This is a genomic window from Niveispirillum sp. FG156 (assembly GCF_057809555.1).
The window spans coordinates 84,646-96,265 of the sequence record NZ_JBMDKE010000028.1; the positions used below are offsets into that span (position 1 = coordinate 84,646).

The following is an 11,620-nucleotide window of genomic DNA, read 5'->3' on the forward strand; positions in this document are numbered from 1 at the left end:
TGCAAAATTGAAATCAATGGTGTTAAATATAACACGACCACTTGATTTGGATTCTTCGGCGACGATTATTATTTGATCAACATGCTTCTGCGATGTCTCAATCGCGGCCTTAACACGCCCTCGCCATAGAAGAACCGGCGGGCGCAATCGGAGAGGCATGCAATGAAAAAGACGGACAGCAAGACCATACGTGCACTACGCGGACTTCTGATGCTGGGGGCGGCGGTCGGAATGACGGGCACCGCCATGGCCCAGGACCAACTTGAAGAGATCGTCGTTACTGGTTCGCGCATCGCGCGCACCAACCTGAATTCCACGGTGCCGCTGAATGTGGTGGGCGAGACGGAAATCCGCTTCGCCGGTTTCACCAACCTGGCCGACGCCGTGTCCGCCGCGCCGCAGCTGGCGCCGGCCCTGAATGGCCAGTCGTCGGGCGGCTTCCTGTTTGTCGGTGGGCAGAGCCGTGTCGATCTGCGCGGCCTGGGGACCAACCGCACGCTGGTGCTGGTGGATGGCAAGCGCCACATCACGGGCGCGCTCGACAGCTCCGCTGTCGATTTGAACACCATCCCGACCAGCATGGTGCAGCGTACTGAAATCATCACCGGTGGCGCGTCCGCGGTGTACGGTTCCGAGGCCGTGGCCGGTGTGGTCAACGTCCTGCTGCGCAAGGATTTCCAGGGTGTGGAGGTCGACAGCTCCTATGGCATCACCGAACATGGTGACGGGCAGGAGATGCAGCACAGCGCCGTGTTCGGCGCGAAGTTCGACGAGGGCAAGGGCTATATCCTGGCCGGCGTGGAATATACCAAGGTCGACAGCGTCCTGGCCGATGACCGCAACTGGGCCAGCCCCGGCATCACCTTCAACACGCTGGTGACGCCCAACACCTCCGTCCAGAACCCGAAGAGCCGCACGGGCCGTGGCGGCGTGTTCCGCACGCTGGTTGCCAATCCGGGCGCTGGTCCGCTGGCCGCCAACGCGCAGGCCGGCGTGTCGATCGACTTTGAGACGCGGTCGGTTCAGGGCCTGAATGCCAACTGTCTGGCCCCGCGCAACAACCCGACGGCGGCCACCCCGCTCTGCGATGATCCGTCGCTGGATTATACGTCGATCTATACGACGCTGCAGGGTGAGAGCGAGCGTCTGCTGGGCCGTGCCTATGGGTCCTACCAGATCAATGATTACGTGAAGCTGACGGCGGAGATCGGCGCTGCCAGTGTCGACAGCTCCAATCCGCGCGCCCAGCCGGCCTTCACGGGCACGGCCTCGTTCCGTCACAATGTTCGTCGTGACAATGCCTTCCTGGCCGGGACCAGCGCCAATGCCGTCGAACTGCGTCGCATCTTCGACGCCAATGGCCTGACGGCGCCGACCGCGTCGGCGGAGCTGTATCGTTTCACGGAAGAGTTCGGTCAGCGCGTGATCGAACAGCAGCGTGACATGATCCGCACTGTGATCGGCTTTGAAGGTGATTTCGAGGCGGGCGACCGTACCGTCAAGTGGGACACCTACTACCAGTACGGCCAGCTGGACGGTAAGTCGCTGAACCGTGGCCAGTTCAACAAGGACCGCTATAGCCGTCAGCTGGATTCGGTGATCGATCCCGCCACGGGCCGTCCGATTTGCCGCGATCTGCTGTCCACCGATGCCGGTGTCCGCGCCGCCGCCGCCGGCTGTATCCCGTTCGACTGGTTGAACGGTCCCAGCCAGGCCGCCATCGATTACTCCAAGGCGACCTCCGTCACCATCGGTCAGGCCAGCCAGCAGGTGGCCGCGTTCAACGTGACCACCGACCTGTTCGACCTGCCGGCAGGCCCGCTGGGCATCGCCGTTGGTGCCGAATATCGCGAGGAGAAGTCGGATCAGGAAACCGATAGCGCCACCGCCCAGGGCCTGCTGTTCACCAACGCCATTCCGCGCCGTACGGGCTCGTACGACGTTGCCGAATATTACGCCGAAGCGCTGGTCCCGCTGCTGTCCGACATGTTCCTGGCCAAGGAACTGACCCTGGATGGTGCCTATCGCTGGGCCGATTACAGCACGGTCGGCGGTGTCAGCCAGTGGAAGGTGGGTCTGGATTACACCCCCATCGATGATATCCGTTTCCGTGGCACCTATTCGGAATCGGTGCGTGCCCCGAACATCATCGAACTGTATGCCCCCACGGGTGAGAACTTCACGGCCACGCAGCAGGACCCCTGCGATCGTTCCCGCGTTGCCACGCTGACCGGTGAGGCCCGGAATATCCGCGTCGCCAACTGCACGCGTGATATCCCCGGCTATAACGCGGCCACCTTCGACAGCAATATCGGCACGGGCCGTTCGTCCCTGCGCCTTTTGCAGGGCGGTAACGTCAACCTGAATGAGGAAACGGCAGAGACCTTCACCGTCGGCACGGTCATTCAGCCGACCTTCCTGGATGGTTTCTCGGCCACCGTCGATTATTACGACATCAACATCAAGGACGCGATCAACCTGCCCGCCCTATCGGGCGTGTTCCAGGCCTGCTATGACACGGCGGGCGGCAGCCCGCTTTGCCAGCTGATCGTGCGTGACCAGACCGGTGCGCGGACCAATGTCGTCGGCGGTATCGACAGTGTCAGCCTGACCCAGTCCAACATTGCCAGCTTCAAGAACCGTGGCATCGATTTCTCGGTCGCCTATGGCTTCGATCTGAAGGACATGCTGGATGCGGCCAAGGATGATAGCCGTATCGACCTGAGCCTGCAGGGTACGCACCTGTTGCAGTATGATTTCGTCTCCCAGGCCGGGCAGGCACCCCGCAAGTTCGCGGGTACTGCCGGCACCCCGTCCTGGAAGCTGTCGGGTACCGCCAGCTATTCTGATGATGTCTTCACCTTCGCCTGGACGACCCGGTTTGAGGATAATCAGGTCGCGGACGAAACCCTGCTGCCGATTGCCGATGGACAGCCGCTGCCGCGTATCCCGTTCTACACGGGCGACGTCTGGTACCATGATGTCCGCGTGCTCTATAAGGTCACGCAGGATCTGGTGCTGCGCGCCGGCGTGCAGAACGTGATGAATGATCGTCCGCCGAACCATCCGACGGTCTATCAGGGCACGGGCAACGCCACGTCCGGCAATTGGGACAATCGTGGCCGGTTCTTCTACGCCGGTGTGAATGTGAAGTTTTAAGTACAGGGGCCAGGGGCGGACCCACGCCGCCCCTGTTTCCATCTTTCAGGCCGCGACCTTCCGGGTCGCGGCCTTTTTTATGCGACAATGCCACGTAGGATCAGGTCGCGGTGCAGGGTGGCCACCTGTTCGGCTGATTTGCGGCCCGATGGCTGGTACCAGGAACAGATGCCGGTCAGCATGGACAGGATGGCATAGGCCGCGATGGTCGGCTCATCCACGCGCAAACTCCCATCCGCGCCCCCCCGGCGCAGGATGTCGATCAGCACGCCCTCATACTGCTTACGCAGGCCCACGATCACCGAATGGTTGGGGGCTTCCAGGCTGCGCAATTCCGAATTGGCGATGAACACCTGCTCCCGCCGGGTGATATGATACCCGACATGGAAGGCGATGAAGGCCTCAAGCTGTGCCAGGGGGGCGGCATCGGCCGGCAAGGCCTCTTCCACCTCCACCAGCAGGGTGGTCATATGGTCATGCACCAGGTCGAACAGGATGTCCTGCTTGTTGCGGACATGGTTATAGAGCGACCCCGGCTGGATGCCGACAGCATCGGCCAGCTGGCGCAGCGTGATCGCCTCATAGCCCTTGCGATAGATCAGGGTCAGCGCCGCCTTGCGGATCGCTTCCATGGTTTTCGGCCCATGGCTGCCGGCGGTACGGGCCATCAACGGCCTCTCTTCATTGACAGAATCATCCTTGGCGCAAACTGCGGCGGGGAAGGGGGTGCCGTCAACCGGAATTCGCGCATGCGCCATGTGGCAAGACCCGCAGGATTCCTTGTTGAAATGACCAATAAAAAAACGTATGACCGTTTCTATAAACGCCCTGATCCGGGCTGACAATCAAGAGAGGATGCCCCGCACATGCTGCGCAACAGCCTGCCCCTGTTCGATTTCGGCCTTGGTGAGACGGCGGACGCGCTGCGCGATGCCGTGGCGTCCTTTTCGGCGGATGAGATTGCGCCCCGCGCGGCGGAGATCGACCGCACCGATCAATTCCCCATGGACCTGTGGAAGAAGATGGGCGACCTGGGGGTGCTGGGCGTGACGGCGGAAGAGGAATATGGCGGCGCCGGCATGGGCTATATCGAGCATATGGTGGCGATGGAGGAAATCTCCCGCGCCTCTGCCTCGGTCGGCCTGTCCTATGGCGCGCATTCCAATCTCTGCGTCAACCAGATCCGCCTGAACGGCAATGCCGATCAGAAGGGCCGCTACCTGCCCAAGCTGATCAGCGGCGATTTCGTGGGTGCCCTGGCGATGAGCGAGCCGGGGGCGGGGTCGGACGTCGTTTCCATGCGCCTGCGCGCCGACAAAAAGGGCGACCGTTACGTCCTGAACGGCACCAAGATGTGGATCACCAACGGCCCCGACGCCGACGTCCTGGTCGTCTATGCCAAGACCGACCCCGATGCCGGCCCACGCGGCATCACGGCTTTCCTGGTGGAAAAGGGCTTCAAGGGTTTCTCCGTGGCGCAGAAGCTGGACAAGCTGGGCATGCGCGGCAGCCACACCGGTGAGCTGGTGTTCGAGGATTGCGAAATCCCGGAAGAGAATGTGCTGGGGCGCCTGAATGGCGGCGTCGGCGTGCTGATGTCCGGTCTGGATTATGAACGCGCGGTGCTGGCCGCCGGCCCGCTGGGCATCATGCAGGCCTGCCTGGATGTCGTCGTTCCCTATATTCATGAGCGCAAGCAGTTCGGGCAGTCGATTGGCGAGTTCCAGCTGATCCAGGGCAAGGTCGCCGACATGTATGTCGCGCTGAATTCCTGCCGCGCCTATGTCTATGCCGTGGGCCGTGCGGCGGATGCCAAGCGCATTACCCGCAAGGACGCCGCGGGTGCCATCCTTCTGGCCGCCGAAAAGGCGACGCAGCTGGCCCTCGACGCCATCCAGATCCTGGGCGGCAACGGCTATATCAACGAATACCCGACGGGCCGCCTGCTGCGCGATGCCAAGCTGTATGAGATCGGCGCCGGCACCAGCGAAATCCGCCGCATGCTGATCGGGCGCGAGCTGTTCAAGGAAACGGCTTGAGCGCTTTCTGCTCACCTGATTGCCCTCACCCTCCCGTCGGCTGGCGCCACCGGGCCCCTCCCTCTCCCACCTTCGTGGGCGTGGGACGAAAGTTAAGCCCCTCGCCCGTTTGCGGGAGAGGGAGGGGCCCGGGCCGTAAGGCCTGGGAGGGTGAGGGAACAACTTCTCCGGCTCTGGAAGGCCCCTGACATGCCCGTCCTTCCCACCAATATCGACCCGCGCAGCCCGGCCTTCGCTGAGAACGCCGCCTCCATGAAGACGCAGGTGGATGACCTGCGCGCCACCATCGGGCGGATCAGCCTGGGGGGCGGGGACAAGGCCATGGCCAAGCATCTGGCCCGTGGCAAGCTGGCTCCCCGCGACCGTGTGCGCACCCTGCTGGACCCCGGCACCCCGTTCCTGGAATTCAGCCAACTGGCCGCCTATCAGGTCTATGCCGACGACGTGCCCGCCGCCGGTATCATCACGGGCATCGGGCGCGTTGCCGGCCAAGAATGCGTGGTGGTGGCCAATGACGCGAGCGTGAAGGGCGGCACCTACTATCCGCTGACCGTGAAGAAGCATCTGCGGGCGCAGGATATCGCGCGGGAGAACAATCTGCCCTGCGTCTATCTGGTCGATAGCGGCGGGGCCAACCTGCCTAACCAGGATGAGGTGTTTCCCGACCGCGACCATTTCGGGCGCATCTTCTATAATCAGGCCACCCTGTCGGCCAATGGCGTGCCGCAGATTGCCGTCGTCATGGGCTCCTGCACGGCGGGTGGTGCCTATGTGCCGGCCATGGCGGATGAAAGCATCATCGTCAAGAACCAGGGCACCATCTTCCTGGGCGGCCCGCCGCTGGTGAAGGCGGCGACGGGGGAGGTTGTGTCGGCGGAGGATCTGGGCGGCGGCGACGTTCATACCCGCATCTCCGGCGTGGCCGACCATCTGGCCACCGATGACGGCCATGCTCTGGGCATCGCGCGCCGCATCGTCGGCAACCTGAACCGGGTGAAGAACCCGGAGGTTGATATCAAGCCGGTGCGCGAGCCGCTGTACAGCGCCGATGACCTGTACGGCATCATCCCGACCGACACGCGCAAACCTTATGACGTGCGGGAGATCATTGCCCGCATCGTTGACGGGTCGGAACTGGATGAGTTCAAGGCCAATTACGGTACGACCCTGGTCTGCGGCTTTGCCCGCCTGTGGGGTATGCCGGTCGGCATCATCGCCAATAACGGCATCCTGTTCAGCGAAAGCGCCGTCAAGGGCGCGCATTTCATCGAACTCTGCTGCCAGCGCAAGATCCCGCTGCTGTTCTTGCAGAACATCACGGGCTTCATGGTGGGCCGCAAATATGAGAATGCCGGCATCGCCAAGGATGGGGCCAAGCTGGTGACGGCGGTCGCCTGCGCCAATGTGCCCAAGATCACCTTGATCATCGGTGGCAGCTTCGGTGCCGGCAATTACGGCATGTGTGGCCGGGCGTACAGCCCGCGCTTCCTTTACATGTGGCCCAACGCCCGCATCTCCGTCATGGGCGGAGAACAGGCGGCAACCGTGCTGGCCACCATCCGCCGCGACGGGATGGAGGCAGCGGGCAAGGACTGGAGCGCGGAGGAGGAGGCTGCCTTCAAGGCCCCGATCCGCGACCAGTATGAAAAGCAGGGCCATCCCTACTACGCCTCTGCCCGTCTCTGGGATGACGGGGTCATCGACCCGGCGGATACGCGGTCGGTGCTGGGCCTGTCGCTGTCGGCGGCGTTGAACGCGCCGATCCCGCCGGCGAAGTTCGGCGTGTTCCGGATGTGATGGAGGCGGCGATGATCCTGACCGATATCGATGCGCGCGGGGTGGCGACCGTCACCCTGAACCGCCCGGAAATCCACAATGCCTTCAACGATGAAGTCATTGCCGGCCTGACGACCATTTTCCGCGATCTGGGGACGAACCCGGTTGTGCGCATCGTGGTGCTGCGCGGGGCGGGGAAAAGCTTTTCTGCTGGTGGCGACCTGAACTGGATGCGCCGCATGGCCGGGTACAGCCGGGAGGAGAACCTGACCGATGCCGTCGGTCTGGCCACCATGCTGCGCACCCTGAACGAACTGCCGAAGCCGACCATCGCCGTGATCCACGGGCATTGCTTTGCCGGTGCCGTGGGGCTGGTCGCGGCTTGCGATATCGCAATCGCCGCCGATCCGGTGCAGTTTGCCCTGACCGAGGTGCGGCTGGGCCTGATCCCCGCCACCATCGGGCCTTATGTCGTGGCCGCCATGGGTGCCCGCGCCTGCCGCCGCTATTTCCTGACCGCAGAGCGGTTCGGGGTGGCGGAGGCGCATCGGTTGGGCTTGGTGCATGAGGTGGTGGGTCAGGATGATCTGAACGCCGCCGCCGAACGCCATATCGACAATCTGCTGCTGGCCGGGCCGATCGCGCTGGGCGCGGCGAAGGATTTGATCCGTGCCGTCGATGGCCCGGTCACCGACGCCATGGTCACCGATACCGCCGCCCGCATCGCCGATGCACGGTCGGGTGATGAAGGCCGCGAGGGCCTGTCTGCCTTCTTTGACAAGCGCAAGCCGGGATGGGTGAAATGAGCCGGATTTCGAAAGTCCTGATCGCCAATCGCGGCGAGATTGCCGCCCGCGTCATGCGCACCGCCCGCCGCCTGGGCATGGGCACCGTCGCCGTCTATTCCGATGCCGACGCCAAGGCCCTGCATGTGGCCTGTGCCGATCAGGCGGTGCATATCGGCCCGGCCCCGGCGCGCGAAAGCTATCTGGTCATCGGCCGCATCATCGCGGCGGCCAAGGCGACGGGGGCAGATGCCATCCATCCCGGATACGGCTTTCTGTCGGAGAATGCCGGCTTTGCCGATGCCGTGGCCGCCGCCGGCCTGATCTTCATCGGCCCCCCGGCCAGCGCCATCCGCGCCATGGGTGGCAAGTCAGAGGCCAAGGCCCTGATGGAAAAGGCCGGTGTGCCGCTGGTCCCCGGCTATCATGGCGAGGATCAGGACGATGCCCTGCTGGCCGCCGAAGCAACCCGCATCGGCTTTCCTGTCCTGATCAAGGCGTCTGCCGGCGGCGGTGGCAAGGGCATGAAGGTGGCCGGCAGTGCCGAGGAGTTTCCGGCGGCGCTGGCGTCTGCCAAGCGTGAGGCCAAGGCCAGCTTCGGCGATGACCGCGTGCTGATCGAGAAATATCTGGCCCGTCCGCGCCATGTGGAAATCCAGGTCTTCGCCGACAGCCACGGCAACTGCGTCTATCTGTTCGAACGCGACTGCTCCATCCAGCGCCGCCATCAGAAGGTGGTGGAGGAGGCCCCGGCCCCCGGCATGGACCCCGCCATCCGCGCCCGCATGGGCGAGGCCGCTGTGGCGGCGGCGAAGGCCATTGGCTATGTCGGTGCCGGTACCGTCGAATTCCTGCTGGATACCGACGGCTCCTTCTATTTCATGGAGATGAACACCCGTTTGCAGGTGGAACATCCCGTGACGGAGAAGATCACGGGCCAGGACCTGGTCGAGTGGCAATTGCGGGTGGCGGCGGGCGAACCCCTGCCGCTGACCCAGGAGCAGTTGACCATCAACGGCCACGCCATCGAGGTCCGGCTGTATGCCGAGAACCCGGCCAAGGGCTTCCTGCCGCAGACGGGCACGCTGGCGCATCTGCGCTTCCCCGAACAGGGCGACCATGTGCGCGTCGATACCGGCGTGCGGTCGGGCGATGCCATTTCCATCTTCTACGACCCGATGATCGCCAAGCTGATCGTCTGGGACAAGGATCGCGGCAGCGCCGTCCGCCGACTGGAAAAGGCGCTGGCCGAGACGGAAGTGGCCGGTCTGAACGCCAATGTGCCCTTCCTGTCCGCTGTGGCGGGGCATCCGGGCTTTCTGGCCGCCGATCTGGATACACGCTTCATTGAGCGGTATGAGGCCGACCTTCTGCCCACGGCCACCGCGCCGGACGCAGCCACCCTGGCCCTGTTCAGCCTGGGCCTGACCCTGTCCCGCCGTTCTGGTGGCAGCGACCCCTGGGATGCCGTGGGTGGTTTCCTGCTGAACTTGCCCGCGACGGAGCGGATTGAATGGCAGGAAGCAGGAGAGGACGGGGCCGCGCACAAGGTGGATATCACCCGGACGCGCGGCGGCTTTACCGTCGCCGCCGCCGGTGAAACCCTGTCTGTCTCCGGCAGCCTGTCCGCCGATGGCACCCTGATGGCCACGCTGGGCGGCACGCGGGTCACGGCGCGCTGGGTCCGCTGGGGCGACCATGTCACCCTGTTCCATGCTGGGACCACGCGCACCCTGTCCCTGGTTGATCCGCATGCCGGCGTCCATGCCGACCATGGCGGCCATGGCCGCCTGACGGCCCCGATGCCGGGCAAGGTGATCGCCATCCTGGTGGAGGAAGGGGCCAGTGTCGCCAAGGGCCAGCCCGTGATCGTGCTGGAAGCCATGAAGATGGAACATACGCTGAAGGCGCCTGCCGACGGCACCGTCACGCATCTGCGCTATCAGGTGGGTGATCAGGTCAGTGAAGGGGTTGAACTTGTCGGGTTTGAGGCGGCCTGACGGTAGGCGAGACATGCACACTTGCATGAAAATGTCATGTGAGTGTGCATTCAACTTGGTTTCCCTTCGGGCAAAAGGGGATTAGAGTTGATATCCAAGGCAGGCACGGTGAGGAACCGCCATGTTCTCTCGCAGGAAAATCCTGAGAGGACTGACCGCCGTCGGGACGCTTCCATTGTGGCGTCCGGCGCTCGCCCTTCCTGCGACCTTCCGCATGGTCTATTTCGGGGATTTCGCCCCCTTCTCGCAGGTGGACGATACCGGTCGGGTGCGCGGCCTGTTTGTGGAGGCGGCGGAAACACTCCTGCGCGAAAAACTGGGCCAGGGGGTGGAGCATCAGGGGTTTCCCTGGGCCCGTGCCCAGGCCATGGTGCGGGGTGGGGAGGCGGATGGCTTCCTGACGGTGCCGACCACCGAACGCCTGTCCTATGTGCTGGCCAGTGCACGGCCCGTCTTCACCTTTCCCATGTGCATCATCGCCGCCGCCGACAGTCCGCGCCTGACGGAGCTGCATCAGGTGCGGCGGCTGGAGGATCTGAGGCCTTTCCGCGTCGGTCACTATATCGGCTCCGGCTGGGCCGATGCCAATCTGCGGCCCCTGGGGCTGGATATCCAATGGGCGGCGGACCTGACGGGTGCCATGCGTCTGGTTGCCAATGGCCGCGTCGATGCGCTGGTCGACAATGCCGTGTCCATGCGGGTACGGCTGGCGGCGCCGGAGTTCAACGGCAGGCTGGTGGAAATGCCCAATATCCTGGCCACACAGCCCTATCATTTCTGTATCGGTCGCAGTTCGGCCTTTGCCGGCCTGATGCCGCAGGTGAATGCCGTCCTGGCACAGCGCCCGGTCAGCGGCGGCGGCGGGATTGCCAAGGCCACTTGATACCAACCCATCCTTTTCAATCCTGATGATTGAGTGATCATGCACGACATCCGCCTTGTCGAAGTGGGCCCGCGCGATGGGCTTCAGAATGAAAAGACCCTGGTGCCGCTGGCCACCAAGATCGAACTGGTGAACCGCCTGTCCGCCACCGGCCTGTCGGTGGTGGAGGCCGGGGCCTTTGTTAGCCCGAAATGGGTGCCGCAGATGGCCGACAGCGCGGAGGTGATGGGTACCATCACCCGCAAGCCCGGCGTCACCTATCCGGTCCTGGTCCCCAATGAGAAGGGGCTGGAAGCGGCCCTTGCCGTTGGTGTGACGGAGGTGGCGGTGTTCGGGGCGGCGTCGGAGGCGTTCAGCCAGAAGAATATCAATTGCACCATCGCCGAAAGCCTGGACCGCTTCCGCCCCGTCATCGACCGTGCGCGCCTGTCGGGCGTGAAGGTCCGGGGCTATGTCTCCTGCGTCCTGGGCTGCCCCTATGAAGGGGCGGTTGATCCGGGCAAGGTGGCCGAGGTGGCGGCCAGCCTGATGGCCATGGGCTGTTACGAGGTCAGCCTGGGCGACACGATCGGCGTCGGCAACCCGCGTGCCGCCCGCGCCATGCTGAAACGTGTGGCCGAAGATGTGCCCATGGGCCGTATCGCCCTGCATTTCCACGACACCTATGGTCAGGCCCTGGCCAATATCCTGGCCTGTATCGAACTGGGCGCGCGGGTGTTCGACGGGGCCGTGGCTGGACTGGGTGGGTGTCCTTATGCCAAGGGCGCGTCGGGCAATGTCGCGACGGAGGATGTGCTGTACATGCTGAACGGCATGGGCCTGACCACGGGCGTGGACCTGGACGCGCTGGCCGCTATCGGTACTTGGATCAGCGGGGAACTGAACCGTCCCAATGGCAGCAAGGTGGGTCGGGCGCTGGCGGCGAGAGGGTAATTTCAGGTTTTCATAAGGTCGTAGGTCGTGGGTGAACGTATGTGA

8 protein-coding genes are annotated in these 11,620 nt (G+C 64.0%); 7 read left to right on the plus strand and 1 reads right to left on the minus strand.

The window, feature by feature from the left end; all coding sequences use genetic code 11:
* Positions 1-162 precede the first annotated feature (162 nt).
* Positions 163-3,159, plus strand: a complete 2,997-nt coding sequence (locus ACODSP_RS18285; protein ID WP_488966989.1) for a TonB-dependent receptor plug domain-containing protein — start codon at positions 163-165, stop codon at positions 3,157-3,159.
* A 77-nt stretch (positions 3,160-3,236) separates the two neighbouring features.
* On the opposite strand, the gene ACODSP_RS18290 is transcribed toward ACODSP_RS18285, so the two are convergent.
* Entirely contained in the window at positions 3,237-3,827 is a 591-nt protein-coding gene (locus ACODSP_RS18290; protein ID WP_488966990.1) for a TetR/AcrR family transcriptional regulator, read from the minus strand.
* A gap of 198 nt (positions 3,828-4,025) precedes the next feature.
* On the opposite strand from ACODSP_RS18290, the gene ACODSP_RS18295 reads away from it, so the two are divergent.
* From ACODSP_RS18295 to ACODSP_RS18320, 6 genes are all read left to right on the plus strand, one after another.
* Positions 4,026-5,198 carry an isovaleryl-CoA dehydrogenase gene (locus ACODSP_RS18295; RefSeq protein WP_488966991.1) on the plus strand — a complete coding sequence of 391 codons (1,173 nt, stop codon included), beginning with the start codon at positions 4,026-4,028 and terminating at the stop codon, positions 5,196-5,198.
* Between the two features lie 189 nt (positions 5,199-5,387).
* Positions 5,388-6,995 (plus strand): carboxyl transferase domain-containing protein, encoded by a 1,608-nt coding sequence (locus ACODSP_RS18300; protein WP_488966992.1) that lies wholly within the window; start codon positions 5,388-5,390, stop codon positions 6,993-6,995.
* A gap of 11 nt (positions 6,996-7,006) precedes the next feature.
* Positions 7,007-7,780: an enoyl-CoA hydratase/isomerase family protein gene (locus tag ACODSP_RS18305; protein ID WP_488966993.1), complete on the plus strand. Its 774-nt coding sequence runs from the start codon at positions 7,007-7,009 to the stop codon at positions 7,778-7,780.
* Complete coding sequence (locus ACODSP_RS18310) at positions 7,777-9,759, plus strand: acetyl/propionyl/methylcrotonyl-CoA carboxylase subunit alpha (RefSeq protein WP_488966994.1); 1,983 nt, start codon at positions 7,777-7,779, stop codon at positions 9,757-9,759. The genes ACODSP_RS18305 and ACODSP_RS18310 overlap by 4 nt, the downstream gene beginning before the upstream one ends.
* 121 nt (positions 9,760-9,880) lie before the next feature.
* Positions 9,881-10,642, plus strand: a complete 762-nt coding sequence (locus tag ACODSP_RS18315) for a substrate-binding periplasmic protein (RefSeq protein WP_488966995.1) — start codon at positions 9,881-9,883, stop codon at positions 10,640-10,642.
* A 39-nt stretch (positions 10,643-10,681) separates the two neighbouring features.
* Positions 10,682-11,575: a hydroxymethylglutaryl-CoA lyase gene (locus ACODSP_RS18320; RefSeq protein WP_488966996.1), complete on the plus strand. Its 894-nt coding sequence runs from the start codon at positions 10,682-10,684 to the stop codon at positions 11,573-11,575.
* Positions 11,576-11,620: the final 45 nt, after the last annotated feature.